This window comes from Nonomuraea sp. NPDC049637, from assembly GCF_040675235.1.
Lineage (GTDB): Bacteria > Actinomycetota > Actinomycetes > Streptosporangiales > Streptosporangiaceae > Nonomuraea.
The window spans coordinates 423,688-444,158 of sequence record NZ_JBFAOM010000003.1 but is presented as its reverse complement, the minus strand read 5'-3'; the positions used below and the strand labels follow the sequence as shown (position 1 = coordinate 444,158).

Genomic DNA, 20,471 nt, shown 5'->3' with positions numbered 1-20,471 from the left:
GGCGTCAACGACGCGGCCGCGCTCGCCCAGGCCGACCTGGGCCTGGCCATGGGCACCGGCACGGACGCCGCCATCGAGGCGTCCGACCTGACCCTGGTCAGGGGCGACCTGCTGGTGGCCGCCGACGCGATCAGGCTCTCCCGCCGGACGCTCGGCACGATCAAGGGCAACCTGTTCTGGGCCTTCGCCTACAACGTCGCCGCCCTGCCGCTGGCCGCGCTCGGCCTGCTCAACCCGATGATCGCGGGGGCCGCGATGGCCTTCTCCAGCGTGTTCGTGGTCAGCAACAGCCTGCGGCTACGCCGGTTCAGGTGACCGCCAGGGCCCTGCGCTGAGCCCATCTGACGGCCGGTGCCATCGCGGCGCCGGCCGTCATGAACGCCAGCCCCAGCAGCAACCAGCCGACGGTCCCGCCGTCGAGCACGAGGGTGGTGAGCACGGCGGGGCCGAGCATCCGCGCCACGGCCGTGCCGGTGCCGAAGAAGCCCTGGTACTGGCCCTGCCTGTCATCCGGGGCCAGGCCGAAGCCGATCTCCCAGGCCCCCGCGGCCAGCAGCATCTCCCCCGCGACCTGCAGACAGCCGGCCGCGATCAGGAAGACCCAGCCGTGCGGGCCGAGGGCGAACACCGCGCAGGCGGCGAACAGCACGACACCCGCCCGGCGGACGGCCGTGGACGCGTCCCGCAGGTCGCGCACCCGGCGGGCCACGCGTACCTGGAAGAGCAGCACACTGCCGGTGTTGAGCACGAGCAGCACCGAGACCATCCAGGCCGGCCCGGACGTGCGCTGCGCGATCCACAGCGGCGCCACGAGGCTGAGCAGCGGCATGTAGAACAGCATCACGGCGTTGATCACCGTGACCAGCGCGTACGGCCGGTCCCTGAGCACGGCCAGCCGCGGCCCCGGCGCGGCGGGCGCGGGCCGCACGGCGGGCAGCCTGAGCAGGACCAGCGCGGCCACCAGGAAGCTCAGGGCGTCGACCGTGAACACCGCCATGTATCCGGCACGGGTGCCGACGGCCAGCGCGACGCCGCCCAGCGCGGCCCCGACGGCCATGCCGCCGTTGAGCGTGGACTGCAGCACCGCCCGCACGACCGTGCGGCGGGCCGGCTCGACCAGCCCGGCCAGCAGCGCCTGCCGGGCCGCCGACAGGCCGGTCTGCGCGGTCCCGTAGAGGCAGGCGACCAGCAGGAACAGCGGAAACGAGCGGACGAACACGAACGAGCCGGCCGCCACCGCGGTGGTGAGCGCGAGCAGCACCGCCACGCCGCGCGGCCCCCGCCGGTCGGCCAGGTGCCCGAGCGGCACCCCCGCCACCGAGCCGACCGCCCAGCCCAGCGTGAGGCCGAGGCCGATCTCGGTGGCCGACAGCCCCACGACGTCGGCGAAGTAGAGCGCCGAGGTGACCAGGTACGCGCCGTCGCCGATGGAGTTGGCGAGCTGCGCGGCGGCGAGCACGCGCTGGGTTCTCATGACTTGTATGACTCCGGGGTCATCCGGGTGGCGACGCCCATCCTGTTCCAGGCGTTGATGGTGGCCACGGCCACGGTCAGCGCGGCCATCTGCTGCTCGTCGAAGTGCGCGGCGGCCTGCGCCCAGACCTCGTCGGTGACGTCGTCGGTGGACAGGCGGGTGGCGGCCTCGGTGAAGGCCAGGGCGGCGCGTTCCTGCGGGGTGAAGAACGGGGCCTCGCGCCAGACGGCCACGGCGTGCAGCCTGGCGTCGCTCTCCCCCGCCTGCTTGGCGTCGGAGCTGTGCATGTCCACGCAGTAGACGCAGCCGTTGATCTGGCTGGCGCGCAGCCGTACGAGTTCGAGGAGGGGCTTGGGGAGGGTGCTCTGGGCCACGAACCGGTCCAGGCCGGCCATCGCCTTGTACGCTTCGCCGGCGAACTTCCCGAGTTCCATGCGTTCGGTCATATGCCCATCTTGGCCGTACTCTTGTCCCGACATAAGCTCCAATTTCCGCCAAGTTGATTGGGCCAAGTTGGACGTTCACATCAGCCTTCAAGGGCGCGGTGACCTGGCCGCACAGGTCTACCGGCAGCTGCTCGACGCCATACTCGACGGGCGTCTGCGCTCCGGCGAGCGGCTGCCGCCGACCAGGGAGCTGGCCGGCCGGCTGGAGATCTCCAGGAACACGGTGGCGGTGGCCTACGACCGGCTGGTGGCCGACGGCTTCCTGGTCGGCCGGGCGGGGGCGGGCACGTTCGTGTCGGCCGAGCCGGTGCGCGGCCGGGCCGCGCCCAAGGGGGTGGTCAGGCCGCGGGCGTTCTGGCGGGAGCTCGGGCAGACCGCCGAGGTGCCGCCCGCCCGGTACGACTTCCGCGTCGGCGTGCCGGACGCGCGGCTGTTCCCGATGGAGACCTGGCGCAGGCTGGTGGCCAGGGAGCTGCGGGTGGGGCTGGCGACGTACGAGCCGTCGTCCGGTTATAAGCCGCTACGTGAGGCTATTTCGCGTCATATCGGGATCAGTCGGTCGGTGCATGCGGGGCCCGACGACGTCCTGATCACCAACGGGGCTCAGCAGGCCCTCGACCTCATCGGACGCGTCCTGATCGAGCCCGGGACGACCGTCGCCGTCGAGGAGCCCGGCTACCCGCCCGCCCGCCGGCTGTTCCGCTCGCTCGGCGCCCGCGTGATCGGCGTGCCCGTGGACGCCGAGGGCCTGGACGTGGCGGCCATCCCCCGCTCGGCGAGCCTCGTCTACGTCACGCCCTCGCACCAGTTCCCGCTGGGCACGCCCATGTCGCTGGCCCGCCGCGCCGCCCTGCTCGCCTGGGCAGAACGCCGCGCCGCCGTGGTGATCGAGGACGACTACGACAGCGAGTTCCGCTTCGGCGAACGCCCGCTCGAACCCCTGCAGAGCCTCGACCGGTCGGGCCGGGTGATCTACGTGGGCTCGTTCTCGAAGACCCTGCTGCCCATGCTCAGGCTCGGCTTCCTCGTCGCCCCCGCCTCGCTCGGCCCGGCCCTGTGCGCCGCGCGACAGCTCTCCGACTGGCACGGCGACATGCCCACGCAGGCCGCCCTGGCCCGTTTCATCGACGAGGGCCTGCTGGCCAGGCACATCAGGAAGGCGACCCGCGAGTACGCCGCCCGGCACGAGCTGGTCACCGCGGCGCTGGCCGGGGACGAGCGGCTGCGCCTGATCCCGTCCGCCGCGGGCCTGCACGTGTGCGCCCGCCTGGCCCCCGGCGTGTCCCTGGGGCCCGTGCCGGACCTGGCCGTCGAGCAGCTCGACGCCTACTGCGGAGAGACCCCGGCGCAACCGGGCCTGGTGCTCGGATACGGCGCGATCGGGCCGCGCGACATCGGCCCCGGCCTGCGCCTGCTCACCGACAACCTCAGGACGGCGACGCCCGGTCAGTAGTCGCGCCGGCTCCAGAACCGCCGCGCCCGGTCCCCCGTCAGCTCCGGATCGTCCGGTGGCGACGGCTGCTGCACGATGACGACGGTCGTCTTGGCGTGCCGGGCGCAGTACATGCTGGTGGAGGGCAGCAGGATCCGGCTCAGCAGCCGCCGCCGGCCCCGGCCGAGCACCAGCAGGTCGCCCTCGCGGGCCAGATCGACGAGGTGGTAGCCGGGGTCGCCGACCTTGCTGAGCGTCGCCACGCGCAGGTCGTCGGGCACGCCCCCGGCGACGTCCTCGAACACGCCCGCGATCACCTCCGCGCAGCGGGACTCCTCGCCCTGCCGGATGGCGTGCTGCACGGGCAGCGCCTCGGGAAAGGGATGGACGGGCGCACGACTGACGTGAACGGCCACCAGGGCCATCCGGTGCAGCCTGGCCGCGCCGATGGCCCAGGCGAGTGCCCAACGCGAGGCCGGGGACTCGTCCACCCCCACGATCAGCCTCACACCGCCAGGCAGATCCTGTTCCACGGTGCCTCCTGGAAATGAAGTACGACCATAGTGCGCCAACCGGCCAGTTACCGGGAGGTGGCACTTTGCGAACTCTGGAGTCCCCCGCGAGCCCGGGCGTAGCATGCGGGGGTGGAACGAGGGTGGGTGCAACCCCGTCCCGCCCTCGACCGGCGGCTCGACGGGGCGCTTACGCACAGGCTCACCACGCTCGTGGCCTCTACAGGCTACGGGAAGTCGATCGCGCTCGCCGGTTGGAGCCACGCCGTGGGCGGCGTTCTGCACCTGCTCGGGCCCGCCGACCGCGACCTGCCGACGCTGGCGGGCTCGGTGGCGTCGGCGCTGGCCGAGGCCGTCCCGGGGTTGCCCGCCGACCTGCTGGCCGCGGCCGGGGCGCCGCTCGGCCCCGACGCCGACGAGCTGTCCAGGGCCGCCGCGCTGGCGGGCGCGCTGGCCGAGGCGCTGGCCCGGCGGCTGACCAGGGGGCTGGCGCTGGTCTTCGACGGCGTCGACGCGATCACCGGCGCGCCCGGCTCGGTGCGTTACGTCGAGACGCTGGTCCGCGCCGCGCCCCGGCACCTGCACCTGGTCACCGCCTCGCGGGCGCCGCTGCCGTTCCCGACGGCCCGGCTGCGCCAGGACCACGAGGTGCTCGACCTCGACGCCACCGACCTCGCGCTCACCCCGTCCGAGAGCGCGGCCTGGGCCAGGGAGCGGCTGGGCGAGCAGGGGGCGGGCATCGCCGCCAGGCTGCACGAGGCGTGCGCGGGCTGGCCGGCCGCCGTCCAGGCCGCCCTCGACGCGCTGGCCCGGGAGGAGCCGGCGAGCTGGCCGCGTACCGCGGCGAGCCTGGCCGCCAACTCGGCCACGCTCGAACACCTGACGCTGGCCGCGTTCAAGGACCTGCCGGCGGGCATGCGGGAGCTGCTGCGCGCGGCGACCGTCCTGCCGGTGCTGACGTCCGGACTGGCCGCCACGCTCGGCGCGCCGCCCGACACGCTCGCGGCCCTGACCAGCCGCGGCCTGTTCATCGAGGCCGACCAGGACGGCCACCGGCTGACCACGACCAGCAGGCACGTCCTGGCCAGGCACGCCCCGCTCGACCGGCACGAGGCCCACGACGTGGCCGCCGTCGCCGCCCGCTGGTACGTCGAGCACGACCAGCCCGAGCTGGCCCTGCGCGCCGCCGTCGCGACCGCCCACCCCGACCTGGCCGCGTCGCTGCTCAACTCCCACGGCCCCCGCCTGGCCGAACGCGGCGACGTGATCGCGGCCCTCGACCTGCTGCCCGAGCAGGCCAGAGGCTCGCCGCCGATGCTCAGGCTGGCCGGCATCGCCGAGCAGAACCGCGGCCACTGGACCCGCGCCCACGATCTGCTGGCCCGCGTCGCCGACGGCCCCGCCTTCGACGCGTTCGTGGCCAGGCGGCTCGGCTTCATCGACCACCTGCGCGGCGACCTCGACGCCGCCATGACGATGTACGCCAAGGGGCACGCCTACGGCTCGCCGCCCGCCGACGCCGCCATGTGCGCCGCCTCCATGGCCTCGGTGCTGTGGCTGAAGGGCGACCGGGCGGGCTGCGCCGAGCTGGCCGACCGGGCGCTGGAGCAGGCCGGCGGGCTCGGCGACCCCGGCGCGCTGGCGATGGCCAACACGGTCCTGGCCATGCTCGCCGCCCTCGACGGCGACCGCCGCGCCAACGACGCCTACTACCTGCGCGCCCTGGAGTACGCCGAACGCGCCGGCGACGTCGTCCAGCTCATCAGGATCCGGGCCAACCGGGCCTCCCGCCACCTGGACGAGGGCGCCTACGCCGAGGCGCTGGCCGAGACGGAGGCCGCGAGCAGGCTGTGCGACCTGGTGTCGTTCGCGCCGTACGCCGCGCTCAACGTGGCCAACCGGGCCAAGGCGCTGGTCGGGCTCGGCCGGTTGGAGGAGTCGGCGATCGACGCCGCCGACGCGGTGGCCAGGTGGGAGGCGATGGGGTCGCGGCTGGTCAGCGTCGGGCTGGTGCGGCTGGGCGAGATCCACGCGCTGCGCGGCGACCGCGGGCAGGCGGCCGCCGTCTACCGCCGGGTGATCGCCGAGACCGGCCCGCTGGGCGAGGTGCAGACCCGCTCCAACGCGCTCAACGCGCTGGCCGAGCTGCTGGCCGAGGACGATCCCGAGGAGGCGGCCCAGGTGGCCGAGCAGGCGCTCGCGTACGCCGGCGGCATCGCCGGGGTCTCCGCGCGGGTGGCCGCGGCGCACGTGGCCCTGGCCGCCGGCCGTCGTGACGAGGCCGCCCGGCTGGTCGGCGAGACCGAGCCGATCGCCGTGGAGCGCAGGGACCACGCGGCCCAGGCCGTGCTGCACGAGCTGCGCGCCCGGCTCGACGGCGATCCCGCGCAGGCGGACGAGGCGGTGCGCAGGTGGGCGGCGCTCGGCGACCCGATCGGGCGGGCCAGGGCCGAGCTGGTGCGGGCGGCCCTGTCCGACCCGGTGAGCGGGGGCGAGGTGGCCGTACGGGTGCGCGAGCGGATGCACGCGATCGGCTGCCGGGCGCTCGACGACCGGATCGACGAGCTGATCGCCCGCGCGGCGCCCGTGCCGGGGGCGGCGGTGGTGATCGAGACCATGGGAACGTTCCGGGTGCTGCGCGGCGCGGTGCCGGTCCCGCGTACGGCCTGGCAGTCGCGCAAGGCCCGCGACCTGCTGAAGATCCTGGTCAGCCGCCGGGGCGGCGCGATCAGCAGGGAGCGGCTGGTGGAGATCCTCTGGCCCGAGCAGCGCGACGACGCGGTCGGGCTGCGGCGGCTCAACGTCATGGTCTCCACGCTGCGGGCGGTGCTCGACCCGGCCCACGAACGGCCCGCCGACGACGTCGTGGTCTCCGAGGAGGGCGCGCTGCGCCTGGACCTGACGCACGCCGACGTCGACGTGGAGCGCTTCCTCGACCTGACCGCCGGAGCCGTGCGGCTGGAGCAGGCGGGCCGCGCCGCCGAGGCGCTGGAGCGGTGGACGGCGGCCGAGAGCGCGTACGGCGGCGAGTTCTGCGAGGAGGACCCCTACGCCGACTGGGCGGTGGGCCTGCGCGAGCAGGCGCGGCTGGCCTACGTGCAGGCCGCCGCCCGGCTGGCCGCGGCGCGCACCCGCGAGCGGCGCTACGACGAGGCCGCCCGCTACTGGCTGCGCCTGCTGGAGCGCGACGGCTACGACGAGCGCGCTCACCTGGGCCTGGTGCGCGCGCTCGACCTGGCGGGCCGGCGCGGCGACGCCCGCAGGCGCTACCACCTCTACGCCGAGCGCATGCGGGAGTTGGAGGTCGAGCCCGCGCCCTACCCCACCTGAACCAGACCTGAACCGTCCGGGGTGATGGTGATCAGATGAGGACGGTCATCGTACGGCTGGTCGAGCCCGAGCAATCCGGCGGCCAGCTCCGCGGGCTGCTCGAAGAGGTGGGGGGCGAGCCGGTGCCGTTCAGCGGCGCCGACGCCGTGATCACCCTGTTGCTGAACGCGGCCGGCCTGAACCGCGATCCCGCCTGAACCTCGCGCGAACCTCGGCTCGCCACCATCTGTGGTGAGAGGAGGCACGATGAGCGAGCAGCTGGGGAGTGGATGGCCGTTCGTCGGGCGAGGGGGATCGATCGCGACCGTGCGCGCGGCGCTGCGGTCGGGAGCGGGCGCGATGATCGCCGGTGAGGCGGGCGTCGGCAAGAGCAGGCTGGCCGCGCAGGCGCTGGCCGGTCTCGACGGGTACGAGGTCGTGCGCGCGCTGGGCACGGAGACCGCGTCGATGATCCCGTTCGGGGCGTTCGCCCATGTGTTGACGGGGCCGCCGCAGGGCGGCGAGAACCTGCTGCGCTGGGCCGCGCGGCACCTGCGCAGGGGAGAGGGAGAGCTGCTGGTGAGCGTGGACGACGCCCACCGGCTGGACGCGGCGTCGGCGGCGCTGGTGCACTACCTGGCCGCGGGCGGGGAGGCAAGGGTGCTGGTCACGGTGCGTACGGGCGGCCCGCTGCCCGCGCCGGTGGCCGCGCTGTGGAAGGACGAGCTGCTGACCAGGGTCGAGCTGCCGCCGCTCGGCCGGGACGAGGTCGGCCAGGTGCTGGCGGGCGCGCTCGGCGGCGAGGTGGCGGAGGGGACCGTCCGGCGTCTGGCGGCCGTCACCAGCGGGAACGTGCTCTACCTGCGCGAGGTCGTCCATGCCGGGCGCACGTCCGGCTGCCTGGCCGAGAGCGGCGGCGAGTGGCGCTGGCGGGGCGAGCTGTCGCTGACGACCCGGCTGCGCGAGCTGGTCGCCGCCCGGATCGGCCACCTGGACCAGGACGAGCGGGAGGTGCTGGAGCTGGTGGCGTACGGCGAGCCGGTGGGCGCGGAGCTGCTGGTCGCGCTGACCTCGCCGCGCGCGGTCGAGCGGGTCGAGGCCCGTGGCCTGGTCACGGTCGCCGGCGACGGCAGGCGCGAGCAGGTACGCCTCGGCCACCCCCTGTACGGCGAGGTGGTCCGCGGCGACTGCGGCACCCTGCGGGCCAGGCGGCGGCTGCGGACGCTGGCCGAGGCCCTGGAGGCCGGCGGCCTGCGGCGGCGCGAGGACGAGCTGCGCGCGGCCGTCTGGCGGCTGGACAGCGGGTCGGCCGCCGCGCCGGAGATGTTGTTGTCGGCCGCGGGCCTGGCCTGGGCCAGGCGTGACCCGCGGCTGGCCGCCCGGCTGGCCAGGGCCGCGATCGAGGCGGGCGCGGGCGTGGCGGCGGTCGCGCTGCTCGGCCAGGTGCTGATGGTGCTGGGCGACCAGGACACGGCGCTGACGGCGCTGCGGCAGGCGGCCAGGACCGCCGTCACCGAGGGCGAGCGCGCCCAGCACGCCTTCAGCCTGGGCATGAACCTCGCCTGGGCGGGCGCGGACGCCGAGGCGTGCCGGGTGCTCGACCTGGCCGCCGGGTCGCTGACCGAGCCGGCCTGGCGGCAGGAGGCGCACGTCTACCGGGGCGTCGCCGACTTCTTCGCCGGCCGGCTGGCCGGAGCCGCGGACGCGCTGGCGCGGGCGCGCGCCTGCGAGCCGACGACCGTGCGCGGCGCGGCGCACGCGGCCGCGCTGGAGTCCTGGACCGACGCCTACGCCGGGCGCACGGAGAGCGCGCTCGCCGTGGCCGATCGGGCCCTCGCGAGCCGGGACGACTGGGATGACGACGCCCCGTACGCGCTCCCGGCGCTGCTGGACGCGCGCTGCGCCGCCCAGGTGTTCTCCGGCCGCCTGGACGCGGCGGCGCGGACGGCCGCGGAGGGCATGGAGCCGGCGGCGGCCGAGCTGTCGGTGTCGGGGTTCGGGGCGTACCGGTCGATGGTCGCCAGGCTGCGCGGCGACGCGGCCGGCGCGGCCCGCTGGGCCAGGCAGGACGCGGCCCGGCTGCCTCCCGGGACGCCGTACCGGGGGCGCTGCCTGGCCGAGCTGGCCCACGCGCGGGCGCTGCTGGGGGAGACGGCGGCGGCGCGGGCCGCGCTGGCCGAGGCCGAGGGGCCGGCCTCGCGGTGGGCGTTCACCCGGCAGCCGGTGTTGCAGGCCGCGGTGTGGGTGACGGCCTCGGCGGGCGACCTGGACCAGGCGGTGAGCCTGTGCCTGACGGCCGCCGGGCTGGCCGAGCGGCACGAGCAGTCCGGGTACCTGATGTTCGCGCTGCACGACCTGGTGCGGCTGGGCACGCCCGCCCTGGCGGCCCGGCGGCTGGCCGCGCTCGCCGAACGGGTGGACGGGCCGCTGGCCGGACTGTTCGCCCGGCACGCGCGCGCCGCGGGCGACCCGGCCGAGCTGCGGGACGTCGCCGCCGAGTTCGACCGGCTCGGCCTGGTCCTGTACGCCGCCGAGGCCCTCGCCCAGGAGTCGGCGGCCCACCGCCGGGACGGCCGGGGCACGCTGGCCAGGGGTGCGCAGACCAGGGCGTGGGCGCTGGCCAGGCGGTGCCCGGGGGTCTCGACGCCCGCGCTGGTCGAGCTGGCCACGCCGGAGCTCACGCCGCGGCAGCGGGAGATCGTCAAGCTGGCGGCGGCCGGGTTGACGAACCGGCAGATCGCCGACCGGCTGACGCTGTCCACCCGTACGGCGGCCAACCACCTGCAGGCGGCCTACGAGAAGCTGGGGGTCAACGACCGCACGCAGGTGGGCCGCCTGCTGGCGGCGCTTTAAATAAGGCTCAGGAGGCCGTCGTACAGGGGCTGGCGGTCGTCGTCCGTCATGGCCCTGTACGGGTCGGCGGCCCGCCGGTTCGTCTCGGCCTCGATCGCGGCCCGGACGGGACCGTCCCTCAGCGCGACGATCCCGGCCGCGGTCAGCCCGGCCGCGCGCCAGGACTCGGCGTGCGCGTCGGCCCGGTGGTAGCGCAGCGCGGCGAGCCGGTTGAACAGCAGCAGGCCGGCGGGGGCGGCGTCCGGCTCGTACGGCGGCGCCATCACCTCCAGGGCGCCGCCCGGCACGCGTACGGCCCGGTCGAGCACCCCGCCCACCGACCCGGCCAGACCGGCCACGTCACGGCCCGCCCAGACGCGGCCGGCCGCCTGGGCGTGCGCGGCGTACAGGCCGTCCACGAAGGCCCGTCCCTCGGGGGTGAGCCGCAACGCCCCGCCGGCGTCCCGTTCGAGCGTGCCCTCGCGCAGGTGGACGCCGACGCCTTCGGTGACGTCGCCGTACCGGTAGACGGCGGCGAGCGCGGCCGTGGTCACCGGGCGCAGCGGGAGCACGAAGCGCAGGTCGTTGAGCAGGCCGCAGGTCAGGCCGGAGCGTTCGGCCAGGTCCAGGACGGCCCTGCCGGCGGCGGCGTGCACCTCGACGTGGGCCGCGTCGATGACGGGGGCGATCGCCGCGGCGAACTCCTCCAACCCCTGAAATTTCGGCATTGAGCGTCATTATGGCGCTGAATCCGTAGCTCATCAGCAGGAAACCGTAATCGCCTGGCTCCAGGGTGAGGTCAACCGTCCGGCGTCCGCCGGTGTTCTTCCACCGCCCGGTTCCTCCCTCCCCTGGAGTCCCTGATGTCCCTCCGTCCTCGCTGGGCGGCCCTGCCCGTGGTGCTGGTCGCGGTGTTCATGACCACGCTCGACTTCTTCGTCGCGAACGTGGCCGTGCCTTCGATCCGCGCCGACCTGGGAGCGGGCGACGCGGCGAGCCAGTTCGTGGTCGCCGGTTACGGGCTGGCGTACGCGGCGGGCCTGATCGTCTCCGGGCGGCTCGGCGACCTGTACGGGCCGCGCCGCCTCTTCGCCGCCGGGCTGGCCCTGTTCACGCTCGCCTCGGCGGCCTGCGGCGGCGCGCCGGACGCCGCCGCGCTCGTGCTCGCCCGGGTAGCGCAGGGCGTCGCGGCGGCGCTGCTCGCGCCGCAGGTCCTGACGCTGATCGGGACGCTGTTCCCGGGCGCGGGCCGGGCCAGGGCGTTCGGCTGGTACGGCACGGTGGTGGGCCTGGCCGGGATGAGCGGCCAGGTCGTGGGCGGACTGGTGGTGGCGGCCGACCCCCTCGGGCTCGGCTGGCGGGCGTGCTTCCTGGTCAACGTGCCGATCGGCCTGGCGGCGCTGGCGCTGACCGGGCGGCTGGTCCCCCGCGTCGCCGGGGCCGGGTCGCGTGCGGGGCTGGACCTGCCGGGCGCGGCGCTGGTCGCGGCAGGACTGGCAGGCGTCGTGCTGCCGCTGGTCCAGGGCCGCGAGGAGGGCTGGCCGCAGTGGACGTGGCCGTGCCTGGGCGGCGCGGCGCTGATGCTGGCGGCGTTCGTCCGGCGGCAGCGGCGGCTGGCGGCGACCGGCCGGGAGCCGCTGCTGGACCTGGCGGTGTTCGGCGAGAAGGGGTTCACGGCCGGGCTGGCGGCGGTCGCGCTGCTGTTCGGCACCTCCGCGGGACTGTCGTTCGTGCTCGCCCTGCACCTCCAGGACGGCCTCGGCCTCGGTCCGCTGGCCGCCGGGGCGGTGTGCACCGCGCTGAACGTGGGCTTCTTCCTGGCCTCGCCGCGCGCGGCCCGGGTGCCGCGCCCGGCCGGTCCGCTGGCGTTGCTGCTCGGGCTCGGGCTGCTCCTGCAGGCGGGGGAGTCGCCGTACCTGGTGGCGGGCGCGCTGCTGGTGGCGGGCGCGGGGATGGGGCTGGTCATGTCGCCGCTGCTGTCGTCGGTCCTCGCGTCCGTACGCCGGGAGCGCGCGGGCGCGGCGGCCGGGGTGCTGGGGACCGTGCAGGAGACCGGCGGCGTGCTCGGCGGCACGATCACCGGCGCGGTGTTCTTCGGCTCCCTGGACGCCGGCTGGCCCGCGGCCACCAGGGCGGCCCTGCTCGTGCTCATCGTGGGCGCGCTGGGCGTCCTGGCCCACTCGGTACGCCGCCACCGCCGCCCCCGCCGCCCCGAGCCGTGCCCGGCGATGTCCCTGGAGCCGAACCGCTGACCGCGGGGGCGTCCGGGGCGTCAGCCGTACCGGCCGGCCGTGGGCGGGCACAGGGCGGCGGCCAGGTCGTCGGCCAGGCGCGGCAGTTCGTCGGGCCGCAGCGTGGAGACCGTCAGCCGCAGCGCGGGCGGCGTGCGGACGCGGTTGCGGGCGCCGGGCGCGGCGGCCCAGCCGAGGCCCAGCAGCCGGGTGACGGCGGTGGTCTCGTCGGCGACCGGGACCCAGACGTTGAGCCCGCTGCGGCCGTGCGCCCGCAGGCCACGCGCGGCCAGCGCGTCGATCAGGCCGTCCCGCCGACCGGCGTAGGCGGCGGCCACGGCCGCGGTGTCCACAGCCTGTGCACGCCACAGGTGGGCGACCGCGCGCTGCAGCAGATGGCTGACCCAGCCCGCGGCCAGCCGCTGCCGCCCGCGCAGCCGGTCGAGCGTGACGGGATCGCCGGTGACCAGCGCCAGCCGCAGGTCGGGGCCGAACGCCTTGGCCGTCGAGCGGGTGAGCAACCAGCGGGTGGTCACGCCGGCCAGGGGATGGAGGGGGAGGTCCACCAGGCTCGCGCCGTGGTCGTCCTCGATCAGCACCACGTCGGGGCGGGTGGCGAGCAGGGCGCGCAGGTCCGCGGCCCGCCGGGCGGTGACGGCCGCGCCGGTGGGGTTCTGGGCGCGGGCGGTGATCACCACCGCTCGCACGCCCGCCCGCAACGCCCGGTCCAGCTCGTCCGGCAGCGGGCCCTCGTCGTCCAGGCGCATCGGGACCGGCCGCAGCCCGAGGGCGGCGACCAGGTCGAGCAGGGCCGTCCAGCCGGGGTCCTCGACGCCGATCGCGTCGCCGGGACGAAGGTGGGCGTTCAGGACGCGTTCCACCGCGTCGAGGGTGCCGGAGGTGATCGCCAGCGGTGCGGCGGGCACGCCGTCCGCGCGCAGACGGGCGGCGGCCAGCGAGAGCAGCTCCTCGTCGTCGCCTGTGCCGTACATGGCCGGACGCTGCTCGTGCGCCCTGGCGGCGGCGGCGAGCGCCTCGTGCAGCGGCGGCAGCAGGGCCGGGTCGGGGTTGCCGTGCGACAGGTCGCGCACGCCGGGCGGCGCCTCGACGCGGATCTCCTCGCGGGTCGTGGTGGCCGGGCGCGGCCGGACCCGCGTGCCGCGCCGGCCCGCCGTCTCGACGATCCCGCGCTCCCGCAGCAGCCGGTACGCGGCCGCGGCGGTGTTCGGGCTGACCTCGGCCGTGGCGGCCACCTCGCGCACCGGCGGCAGGTGCGTCCCGGGAGGCAGCAGGCCCGCGGACACCGCGGCCTCGACGCCGGCCGCGATCTCGCTGGCCGTCCCACCGGCGATCCTGTATGTTTCTGACACAAAGTACATTATGTACTAATACAAAGCTCGGCAGGAGGGTTTCGCGTGCTCATTCATCCCTGGGACGCGGCACGGGACGACGACGAGTGGCGCACCTGGCTCGCCACCCGCGACTTCGGCCAGCTGGCCGCGAACGGCCCCGGCGGCGGTCCGCCCGTCGTCGTCCCCACCCACTTCCTCTTCGACGCCGCCGCCGGGGAGGTGCTGCTCCACCTGGCCAGGCCCAACCCGGTGTGGGCGGCGATCGAGCGCGACCCGGCGGTCCTGCTGAGCGTGCACGACGACTACGCCTACATCCCCGGCGGCTGGCGGACGGGCGACCCTGAGACCGGCGTGCCCACCAGCTATTACGCCTCCGTCCAGCTCACCTGCCGGGCCGAGGTGGTGGACGACCCCGAGGGCAAGGCCGAGATCCTGCGCCGCCAGCTCGCCCACTTCCAGCCCGACGGCGCGCACGGCGTCGTGGCGGCCGGCGAGGGTCCGTACCACCGGCAGTTGCCCGGCCTGCGCGGGCTGCGGCTGGCGGTGGTGGAGGCGCGCGCCAAGTTCAAGTACGACGGCCGCCACCCCGTCGAGGTGCGCGAGCGCGTCGCCGGCCTGCTGGCCGAACGCGGCCTGCCGGGCGACGCCGGAGCCAGGGAGCAGCAGCTCAGGCGGATGGCCGAGCGCTGACCCAGGACCCCGCGGCCGAGGTCGGCCGTCACGGACACCAGCATTGGCAGCTCACGTCTCATTGCTCTTAGTATTTGACGACTCACACAGAGCGATGTCGACGGAGAGGGCCCCACATGCAGTCGCCGGACGGTCCGGGCCGGGAGCGGGTGCTCGACTGGGTCGAGCGGGTGGCGGACTTCGTCTCCGACGAGTGGGGGCTGGCCCCGATCACCGGCCGCGTCCTGGGCTGGCTCATGGTCTGCGACCCGCCCGCGCAGACGGCGTCCGACATCGCCGACGCCATCGGCGCGAGCCGCGCGTCCCTGACGACGACCATGCAGCTCCTCACGTCGATCCGGCTCGTCCACAGGCTGCGCAGGCCGGGGGAGCGCAACGTCTACTACCGGATCGAGGACGACGCCTGGTCGAAGGTCCTGCGCCAGAAACTGGCCGCGTTCACGGCCTTCGACGCGCTGGCCGAGGAGGGCCTGCGGCTCGGCTGGACGGACGAGGCCCAGACCGCCCGCATCCGCTCCGCCCACGACTCCATCGCGGCCGTCGCCACCGCTCTCGACAGCCTGTGGAAAACCGACGAGCCTGTGGATAACTAGCCGTCGGCGTCCGGGTACTGGAAGACGTCGTCCAGGGGCACTCGGAACACCCGGGCGATCTGAAAGGCCACCTCAAGAGAGGGTGAATACCGGCCCTGCTCGATGGCGATGACGGTCTGCCGCGTGACACCCACCCGCTGGGCCAGCTCGGCCTGCGTCATCTCCCCGTGCGCGAACCGCAGAGCCCTGATGGAGTTGGTGACCTTGGTCGGTTTGCCCATGCCTACAGGCCCCTCCGGTAGGCGAGCAGCCGCAGCGGGGTGGCCACCAGAGTGGACAGGACGAGTGCGGCGTAGATGGCGTTGGCGATCCAGAAATGGTCGGCTTCCGCCATGGTCAGGCCAAGGGGGACCATCATGGAGGCGGCGAGGACGACGCCTCCGACATGTTGGGCGGAACGGTTGATTTCCCTGTCTCGCACGTCGCTCTTGTGACTCTCGCTGGGCTTCACGATCTCGACCACGATACGGCCCGCGACGGACAGGACGACGCTGATCCCGATCGCCCACGCCATCGGCGCGACATAGGGGACGGCGCTGAGCGGGCCGTCGCCGGCCCGGCTCAGGATGACGATGACGTAGGCCACGTAGGCGCCGGCCGTCGCCACCAGATAGACCCAGGCGCCCTTTTCCTCGTACGACATCACAAGCAGGCAAGGTAAAACGATCCAGACATCGTGTCAATGATTTCAGACTTGTCCACCACTGTGGACAACTGTCCCCAACCTGTGGATAACTTCTCGCCATCTGTGCGGCCGTCCACGGGAGTCCTTTCCGCAGGAGCCCTTCCGCGCGCCGCGCACCTCGCCGCGGGCGAGGCGCGTCGCCGAGGCGAAAAGCCTCCGCCGGGGCGGGCCCGTGCACCATGCTTGCACCTGTCCCAGGACAGGAGGCCAACCTTGCGCTACTTCCTCGAGGTACCCCTCGACGACGGCGGCACCGTGCTCGTGGAGGTCAACGATCAGCCCGGCGACGAGCCGCTTCCCGCCGGACGGGCCCGCGCGGCCGTCGAACGCATGCCGGAGGCGCTGGGCGCGGGCCTCCAGCGCGTCCAGAGCTTCGCCACCGACGTCCTGCGCCGCATGCGGTCATGCCCGGAGCCGCCGGACGTGGTCGCGGTCGAGTTCGGGATGAAGCTGACCGCCAAGGCCGGCGTGGTCGTCGCCGAATCGACCGGGGAGGCGCACCTCAAGGTCACCGCGGAATGGCGGAAACCGGAAGGCGGCTGACCCGGCCTTCCCGCCAAGCCTGGTCAGGTCACGCCTTGATGGCCGTGCCCTGCGCCGAGACCAGCCGCCAGCCCCCGTCGGGGGCGACGGCGTACACGTGCGTGTACCGGCTGCCGGCGCTGAACGTGCTGCCATCGGGGTTCGTGAAGTTCATCCCCGTACGCCCCACGATGATCCCGACGTCCCCGATCACCCGCACGATGGCCTCGTCCGGGAACGAGTCGATCTTCGGGAACCGCAGGTTTCCCGACTTCACCAGGTCGAGCAGGACGTCCTTGCCGGCGACCGCCCCGTCCTCGACCCCCACCAGGACGAAGTCGTCCGCCAGCAGGTCCGTCAGGCGGTCGTGGTCGTTGGCCACCAGGGCGTCGAAGAAGCTCTGGTCCAGCTCGACCAGGGTGGTGCGGTGGGTGCTCACGGGCGTCGTCCGTTCTCGTCGATGTGCGGGCCACGAGGGTAGACGTTGACGCCGGTGGCAAGGTCAAACCGTCAGGCCGCGAACCGCTTCAGCAGCAGCTCCAGCCTGCGTTCGTGCTGCTCGGCCGGCAGCCGCTTGCCGCGCATGAGCGTGACCAGCCCGTGCAGGGCGGCCCAGTAGGTCTCGGTGAGCAGGGGCAGGTCCTCACCCTCGCTGGCGTGCGGGCGCAGCCCCTCGACCAGCTCGCCGAACGCCGCGTGCAGGGCCGGGGGAGCCTCCGGCGTGGCGAACGGCAGGTCGACGTTCTGGCTGAAGATGACGTCGTAGAGCGCCGGACGCCGCTCGGCGAACGCCGTGTAGGCCGCGCCCACGGCCGCGAGGGCGCTGCTGGCGTCCGGAGCCGCGGTACGGGCCGCGCGCAGCTCGTCCGCGAGGATCACGCAGCCCTCCACGGCCACGGCCGCCATGATCGCGCCCTTGCCCTTGAAGTGGCTGTAGAGCACCGGCTGGCTGTACTCGATGCGCTCGGCCAGCCGCCGCGTCGTCACCGCCTCCCAGCCCTCCGCCTCGGCCAGCTCGCAGGCGGCCGTGATGATCAGCTTCTCGCGTTCCGCACGTTCGCGCTCCCGGCGCGCCTGAATCGACATGCTCCCGATCCTAGCATCGCTAGCGCTTCTGTCATCGTTCTGCTAGCGTCGTCCTCGTTCCTAGCAACGCTAGCTCCTGGAGACGGACATGCTCACCACCCTTGCCTACGGCCTCGCCATCGCCCTCAACCTGCTGGTCGTGCTCATCGGCGCCCGCTTCCTGTTCGTCCCGGTCGCCGCGGCCGCCGGATACGGCGTCCCCGCCAAGCAGGACGGCGACCGCGCCTACCTGACCATCAAGGGGCTGCGCGACGGCACGTACGGGCTGCTCGGCCTGGCCCTGCTGGCCTTCGTCGGCGCCCGGGCCGAAGCCTGGTTCATGCTGATCGTCGCGCTGCTCCCCCTGGGCGACACCCTGATCGTGCTCCGCAACGGCGGCACCAAGGCGGTCGCCTTCGGCGTGCACTTCGCGACCGCCGTCGCCCTCCTCGTCAACGCCGCCCTGCTCTTCGCCGTGTGACCCGGCGATCCCGGAGCTACCCCGCCGTCGCCGTCCGTACGTCCCGCTCGATCTCCCGCCGGGACGTGCGCAGCGGCGAGAACCACATGACCACCGGACCGGCCAGCATCCCGGCCGAGAACACGACCAGCGTGCCGCGCATGCCGATCACGCCGGCCAGCGCCCCGGCGAGGACCGCGCCGACCGGCGTGGCGGCCCAGGTGAGCCAGCGGGACGTGGCCGCCAGCCGTCCCTGCATCTCCCTGGGCGTCAGGAGCTGCCGCAGACTGCGCTGGGTGCTCTGGAAGACGAGCGTGACGATGATCATCAACGTCCACGAGACGCCCACCACGAGCTGCCCGGCCGGTCCCGGCCCCACCAGCCCGATCGACCCGCTGCACACCGGGTACGCGAAGGCGGCCCCGAGCAGCACGCGCGGCATGCCGTACCGGTCGGTGAGCGGCCCCGCGATCGCCCCGGCCGCCAGCCCGCCGGCCATGCTCACCCCGAACACCAGGCCGGTCGCCAGTCCCGACCAGCCGAGCTCCCGTACGACGTAGTTGACCTCCAGCGCGCCCAGCCCGGCGAGGCAGAAGCTGACCGTGGCCATGTAGAGCACCAGCGGCCCGATCACACGATGACGGACGACGTACCGCAGCCCCTCCCCGATCTGCTCGCGCAGCCGAGGGGCCCGCTCCTTCCGCTCCGGCCCGGCCTCCGGCGACCGGATCAGCGCGAGCGCGAGCGCGCCTGCCAGGTAGGACAGCGCGTCGGCGAGCACCGCCTTGGCCGGCCCGAACAGCGAGATCAGCACCCCGCCGACCGGCTGCCCCGCCATCCCCGCCACCGTGACCGTGCTGGTGAGCTTGGCGTTCCCCGCCATCAACCGCTCGGGCCCGAGCAACGTCAGCGGGTACGTCTGGTAGGCGGGCGTGAAGAACACCTCACACGTCGCCACCACCAGCGCCACGGCGTAGAGCTGCCCCAGCGTGAGCCCTCCGGTCACGGCCGCCAAGGGGATCGTCCCCATCGCGCACCCGGACACCAGGAACGTGACGATCATCACCGGCCGCTTGCGCCACCGATCGCTCAGGGCCCCCGCCGGTAACGACGCGAACAACACCGGCAACCGCCGCGCCGCCGCCAGCAGCCCGAGCTCCACCGGCGAGGCGTCCAACATGAGCCCCGCGACCAGGGGTAACGCCAGGTAGGAGATCTCGTTCCCGAACGAACTGGTGGTCTGGCTGCTCCACAGGAGCACGAAATCCCGCTGCCGCCACAACGACCCCGCCCTCGACATCCGCGACATTCTGCCACCGAGCCTGGGGTTCCGGCGCTAACTCGCCAACCACCCGAAGTCCGGCGCCGGGACGTCGAGGACCGTCCCTTCACGGATGTGCCAGCATCGTGCCTGGCCGCGCTCGTCGGTGAGCACGAAGACTCCCCGCGGCCGGTCCCCGTCCTCGTCCACCGGCGGCAGGGCGGCCAGTCGTTCGACCTTGGCCCGGATCTCGTGCAGCGCGCCCTCTCGGACGTCGCCGCCGTAGAACAAGTAGAGCGTCCAGTTGAAGGGTTTCGCCGGCCACGCCCAGCCGCCGGAGTAGGGGTCGTCGTCCCCGATGATGCGCTCGGCGTCCGGCTTCTGAGCGAACCCCAGCTCAACCCACCCTCTGACCGAGACGTACATCCCCATGCAGCCGATCCTACGAAGCGAGCCGCCGTCGATCAGGGGCCGCGTTGCCGTCAATGCTGACTCTGCGGCGGCTTCCAGATGAGAACGGCCCATCTGGCCCCCTTGGGCGCCTCCACCTTGACGCTCCGGACAGCCACGTCGTCGGGGATCGTGCTGACGCGCACACCCCCAGGGCCGGCAGAGCATTGATGAGGAAGCTGAGTTTCGCCGACGCGGACAAATATCGTCCCGCTTGCTCGCACGCAGTCGACCTCCAGGCGAAACGATGTGCCCATCCTGAGTTTCGTGGACCAGCGGTCACTCCGCCCCTCCTCATCGACCTGTCGAAGCAACACCTTGCCTTTGGCGCTTTTCGCAAGGTCTGCGAGCGGGCGATCCACAGGGCGGGGATCGATCACGAAGCGAGGTGACGGTTCTGCCTGCCGTCCCGGAAACGACATCGCACAACCGGCCATGAGCGACGAGACGACGGCAACGGCCACCACGTATGTGCGCATGCCACCCCTCAGTTGATCAAGCCGCGACAAGGCTACGCCAGCACCACCAGCCCCTCGTAGGCAGTGTGGACGTCCACGCGAGGAGGCCGGGTACTACGCGCCGGGCAGGACCATCGTGGCGGCTCATCCCGACGGCGTGCCCTCCGGCGCCTACACCGGTCTCGTGGACGAGGCCATCCCGATCGACGCCGGCATGTACCGGAACCCCGCACGCCTGGACGTGACGCTCCAGAAATACAGCAAGTAGGAGGCGAGTCCGCACGCCCCCGCCGTTTCACCCGAGTAGGTCCTCAGCCGGGTGCGGCCGTGGAGGATCGGGGATCGAGTGACGGACCGTCCGACCCGCCACTATTCAACCCAGCCCGCAATTCCCCACGCCAAGCGCCGCCCGGCTGGCGTCAATGCGAATGGACCCCTGTCACCTGATGATCTCGGCGGCACATTGATGGCGAACACTCAAAAGGCCGTCTCCCGATCTCCGGGAAACGGCCTCTGAACTGAGAAAAACCGTGGGGCTACCAGGACTTGAACCTGGGACCTCTTCCTTATCAGGGAAGCGCTCTAACCGTCTGAGCTATAGCCCCGCGCACACCGAACGGTATCGCATTCCCCTGGGGGAGGCGAACCAGTTGTTCAGACGAGAAAAGCTTACCGTGTCCGACGGGCTGCTCGTGCCGT

General features: G+C 73.8%; 22 protein-coding genes, 1 tRNA gene and 1 pseudogene. 11 read left to right on the top strand and 13 right to left on the bottom strand.

Features of this window, described 5'->3' with window-relative positions; all coding sequences use genetic code 11:
• Nucleotides 1-315: pseudogene (locus tag AB0J71_RS06835) on the top strand (heavy metal translocating P-type ATPase); the annotation flags it as partial.
• On the opposite strand, the gene AB0J71_RS06830 reads toward AB0J71_RS06835, so the two are convergent.
• Nucleotides 308-1,474 (bottom strand): MFS transporter, encoded by a 1,167-nt coding sequence (locus AB0J71_RS06830; RefSeq protein WP_364413133.1) that lies wholly within the window; start codon nucleotides 1,472-1,474, stop codon nucleotides 308-310. The pseudogene AB0J71_RS06835 and the gene AB0J71_RS06830 sit on opposite strands and share 8 nt — an antisense overlap.
• On the bottom strand, nucleotides 1,471-1,920 hold the full coding sequence (locus AB0J71_RS06825) for a carboxymuconolactone decarboxylase family protein (protein ID WP_352328679.1): 450 nt from the start codon (nucleotides 1,918-1,920) through the stop codon (nucleotides 1,471-1,473). Before AB0J71_RS06825 ends, AB0J71_RS06830 begins: the two co-directional genes overlap by 4 nt.
• Nucleotides 1,921-1,987: 67 nt before the next feature.
• Here AB0J71_RS06825 and AB0J71_RS06820 point away from each other — a divergent pair, with 67 nt between their 5' ends.
• Entirely contained in the window at nucleotides 1,988-3,373 is a 1,386-nt protein-coding gene (locus AB0J71_RS06820) for a PLP-dependent aminotransferase family protein (RefSeq protein ID WP_352328677.1), read from the top strand.
• Here the strand turns inward: AB0J71_RS06820 and AB0J71_RS06815 are convergent.
• Nucleotides 3,367-3,885, bottom strand: coding sequence for a universal stress protein (locus tag AB0J71_RS06815; protein ID WP_364388717.1), 519 nt, complete (start codon nucleotides 3,883-3,885; stop codon nucleotides 3,367-3,369). The two genes, AB0J71_RS06820 and AB0J71_RS06815, sit on opposite strands and share 7 nt — an antisense overlap.
• 111 nt (nucleotides 3,886-3,996) lie before the next feature.
• Between AB0J71_RS06815 and AB0J71_RS06810 the strand changes: the two genes are divergently transcribed.
• From AB0J71_RS06810 to AB0J71_RS06800, 3 genes are read left to right on the top strand one after another with little or no spacing between them, the layout of a single operon-like run.
• A complete protein-coding gene (locus AB0J71_RS06810) occupies nucleotides 3,997-7,194 on the top strand; it encodes a BTAD domain-containing putative transcriptional regulator (RefSeq protein WP_364413131.1) in 3,198 nt (1,065 codons plus the stop codon).
• A 35-nt stretch (nucleotides 7,195-7,229) separates the two neighbouring features.
• Entirely contained in the window at nucleotides 7,230-7,391 is a 162-nt protein-coding gene (locus AB0J71_RS06805) for a hypothetical protein (RefSeq protein ID WP_185844989.1), read from the top strand.
• Between the two features lie 49 nt (nucleotides 7,392-7,440).
• Nucleotides 7,441-10,026 (top strand): LuxR C-terminal-related transcriptional regulator, encoded by a 2,586-nt coding sequence (locus AB0J71_RS06800; protein ID WP_364413129.1) that lies wholly within the window; start codon nucleotides 7,441-7,443, stop codon nucleotides 10,024-10,026.
• Here the strand turns inward: AB0J71_RS06800 and AB0J71_RS06795 are convergent.
• Entirely contained in the window at nucleotides 10,023-10,733 is a 711-nt protein-coding gene (locus AB0J71_RS06795) for a hypothetical protein (protein ID WP_352324575.1), read from the bottom strand. The genes AB0J71_RS06800 and AB0J71_RS06795 overlap by 4 nt on opposite strands.
• Before the next feature lie 135 nt (nucleotides 10,734-10,868).
• On the opposite strand from AB0J71_RS06795, the gene AB0J71_RS06790 reads away from it, so the two are divergent.
• A complete protein-coding gene (locus AB0J71_RS06790; RefSeq protein ID WP_364413127.1) occupies nucleotides 10,869-12,257 on the top strand; it encodes an MFS transporter in 1,389 nt (462 codons plus the stop codon).
• Nucleotides 12,258-12,277: 20 nt separating this feature from the next.
• Here AB0J71_RS06790 and AB0J71_RS06785 read toward each other — a convergent pair whose 3' ends face one another.
• On the bottom strand, nucleotides 12,278-13,615 hold the full coding sequence (locus tag AB0J71_RS06785) for an aminotransferase class I/II-fold pyridoxal phosphate-dependent enzyme (RefSeq protein ID WP_352324573.1): 1,338 nt from the start codon (nucleotides 13,613-13,615) through the stop codon (nucleotides 12,278-12,280).
• Between the two features lie 36 nt (nucleotides 13,616-13,651).
• On the opposite strand from AB0J71_RS06785, the gene AB0J71_RS06780 reads away from it, so the two are divergent.
• Together AB0J71_RS06780 and AB0J71_RS06775 are read left to right on the top strand one after the other, a co-directional pair.
• The gene (locus AB0J71_RS06780; protein ID WP_364413124.1) at nucleotides 13,652-14,278 is read left to right on the top strand and encodes an FMN-binding negative transcriptional regulator; all 627 of its coding nucleotides are present in this window, start codon (nucleotides 13,652-13,654) and stop codon (nucleotides 14,276-14,278) included.
• 116 nt (nucleotides 14,279-14,394) lie between these two features.
• The gene (locus tag AB0J71_RS06775; protein WP_352324571.1) at nucleotides 14,395-14,871 is read left to right on the top strand and encodes a transcriptional regulator; all 477 of its coding nucleotides are present in this window, start codon (nucleotides 14,395-14,397) and stop codon (nucleotides 14,869-14,871) included.
• Here AB0J71_RS06775 and AB0J71_RS06770 read toward each other — a convergent pair.
• Entirely contained in the window at nucleotides 14,868-15,092 is a 225-nt protein-coding gene (locus AB0J71_RS06770; protein ID WP_352324570.1) for a helix-turn-helix transcriptional regulator, read from the bottom strand. The two genes, AB0J71_RS06775 and AB0J71_RS06770, sit on opposite strands and share 4 nt — an antisense overlap.
• A 2-nt stretch (nucleotides 15,093-15,094) precedes the next feature.
• Nucleotides 15,095-15,514 (bottom strand): hypothetical protein, encoded by a 420-nt coding sequence (locus AB0J71_RS06765; protein WP_352324569.1) that lies wholly within the window; start codon nucleotides 15,512-15,514, stop codon nucleotides 15,095-15,097.
• Between the two features lie 255 nt (nucleotides 15,515-15,769).
• Between AB0J71_RS06765 and AB0J71_RS06760 the strand changes: the two genes are divergently transcribed.
• Complete coding sequence (locus tag AB0J71_RS06760) at nucleotides 15,770-16,099, top strand: CU044_2847 family protein (RefSeq protein ID WP_364413122.1); 330 nt, start codon at nucleotides 15,770-15,772, stop codon at nucleotides 16,097-16,099.
• 28 nt (nucleotides 16,100-16,127) lie between these two features.
• Here AB0J71_RS06760 and AB0J71_RS06755 read toward each other — a convergent pair whose 3' ends face one another.
• A complete protein-coding gene (locus AB0J71_RS06755) occupies nucleotides 16,128-16,517 on the bottom strand; it encodes a nuclear transport factor 2 family protein (RefSeq protein ID WP_352324567.1) in 390 nt (129 codons plus the stop codon).
• A gap of 71 nt (nucleotides 16,518-16,588) precedes the next feature.
• Entirely contained in the window at nucleotides 16,589-17,164 is a 576-nt protein-coding gene (locus AB0J71_RS06750; protein WP_364413120.1) for a TetR/AcrR family transcriptional regulator, read from the bottom strand.
• Between the two features lie 88 nt (nucleotides 17,165-17,252).
• Here AB0J71_RS06750 and AB0J71_RS06745 point away from each other — a divergent pair, with 88 nt between their 5' ends.
• Nucleotides 17,253-17,624, top strand: coding sequence for a DUF4267 domain-containing protein (locus AB0J71_RS06745; protein WP_352324565.1), 372 nt, complete (start codon nucleotides 17,253-17,255; stop codon nucleotides 17,622-17,624).
• Nucleotides 17,625-17,640: 16 nt separating this feature from the next.
• On the opposite strand, the gene AB0J71_RS06740 is transcribed toward AB0J71_RS06745, so the two are convergent.
• Genes AB0J71_RS06740 through AB0J71_RS06730 form a run of 3 tightly spaced genes read right to left on the bottom strand, consistent with a single transcriptional unit; the run spans nucleotide 17,641 to nucleotide 19,793 of the window.
• Nucleotides 17,641-18,903, bottom strand: coding sequence for an MFS transporter (locus tag AB0J71_RS06740; RefSeq protein WP_352324564.1), 1,263 nt, complete (start codon nucleotides 18,901-18,903; stop codon nucleotides 17,641-17,643).
• A gap of 36 nt (nucleotides 18,904-18,939) precedes the next feature.
• Nucleotides 18,940-19,296, bottom strand: a complete 357-nt coding sequence (locus AB0J71_RS06735; protein ID WP_352324563.1) for a hypothetical protein — start codon at nucleotides 19,294-19,296, stop codon at nucleotides 18,940-18,942.
• Nucleotides 19,297-19,346: 50 nt separating this feature from the next.
• Nucleotides 19,347-19,793: a hypothetical protein gene (locus tag AB0J71_RS06730; protein WP_364413118.1), complete on the bottom strand. Its 447-nt coding sequence runs from the start codon at nucleotides 19,791-19,793 to the stop codon at nucleotides 19,347-19,349.
• Between the two features lie 115 nt (nucleotides 19,794-19,908).
• Here AB0J71_RS06730 and AB0J71_RS06725 point away from each other — a divergent pair, with 115 nt between their 5' ends.
• Complete coding sequence (locus AB0J71_RS06725; RefSeq protein WP_352324561.1) at nucleotides 19,909-20,040, top strand: hypothetical protein; 132 nt, start codon at nucleotides 19,909-19,911, stop codon at nucleotides 20,038-20,040.
• Nucleotides 20,041-20,303: 263 nt separating this feature from the next.
• On the opposite strand, the gene AB0J71_RS06720 is transcribed toward AB0J71_RS06725, so the two are convergent.
• Nucleotides 20,304-20,377, bottom strand: a tRNA-Ile gene (locus tag AB0J71_RS06720).
• Nucleotides 20,378-20,471 lie beyond the last annotated feature (94 nt).

Excerpts from the sequence above, each read along its gene's own strand:
- AB0J71_RS06750 (WP_364413120.1), bottom strand. The coding sequence starts at position 17,164 with ATGTCGATTCAGGCGCGCCGGGAGCGCGAACGTGCGGAACGCGAGAAG.
- AB0J71_RS06765 (WP_352324569.1), bottom strand. The coding sequence starts at position 15,514 with ATGTCGTACGAGGAAAAGGGCGCCTGGGTCTATCTGGTGGCGACGGCC.
- AB0J71_RS06830 (WP_364413133.1), bottom strand. The coding sequence starts at position 1,474 with ATGAGAACCCAGCGCGTGCTCGCCGCCGCGCAGCTCGCCAACTCCATC.
- AB0J71_RS06740 (WP_352324564.1), bottom strand. The coding sequence starts at position 18,903 with ATGTCGAGGGCGGGGTCGTTGTGGCGGCAGCGGGATTTCGTGCTCCTG.
- AB0J71_RS06775 (WP_352324571.1), top strand. The coding sequence starts at position 14,395 with ATGCAGTCGCCGGACGGTCCGGGCCGGGAGCGGGTGCTCGACTGGGTC.
- AB0J71_RS06770 (WP_352324570.1), bottom strand. The coding sequence starts at position 15,092 with ATGGGCAAACCGACCAAGGTCACCAACTCCATCAGGGCTCTGCGGTTC.
- AB0J71_RS06790 (WP_364413127.1), top strand. The coding sequence starts at position 10,869 with ATGTCCCTCCGTCCTCGCTGGGCGGCCCTGCCCGTGGTGCTGGTCGCG.
- AB0J71_RS06825 (WP_352328679.1), bottom strand. The coding sequence starts at position 1,920 with ATGACCGAACGCATGGAACTCGGGAAGTTCGCCGGCGAAGCGTACAAG.
- AB0J71_RS06805 (WP_185844989.1), top strand. The coding sequence starts at position 7,230 with ATGAGGACGGTCATCGTACGGCTGGTCGAGCCCGAGCAATCCGGCGGC.
- AB0J71_RS06785 (WP_352324573.1), bottom strand. The coding sequence starts at position 13,615 with ATGTACTTTGTGTCAGAAACATACAGGATCGCCGGTGGGACGGCCAGC.
- AB0J71_RS06745 (WP_352324565.1), top strand. The coding sequence starts at position 17,253 with ATGCTCACCACCCTTGCCTACGGCCTCGCCATCGCCCTCAACCTGCTG.
- AB0J71_RS06800 (WP_364413129.1), top strand. The coding sequence starts at position 7,441 with ATGAGCGAGCAGCTGGGGAGTGGATGGCCGTTCGTCGGGCGAGGGGGA.
- AB0J71_RS06730 (WP_364413118.1), bottom strand. The coding sequence starts at position 19,793 with ATGCGCACATACGTGGTGGCCGTTGCCGTCGTCTCGTCGCTCATGGCC.
- AB0J71_RS06795 (WP_352324575.1), bottom strand. The coding sequence starts at position 10,733 with ATGCCGAAATTTCAGGGGTTGGAGGAGTTCGCCGCGGCGATCGCCCCC.
- AB0J71_RS06735 (WP_352324563.1), bottom strand. The coding sequence starts at position 19,296 with ATGGGGATGTACGTCTCGGTCAGAGGGTGGGTTGAGCTGGGGTTCGCT.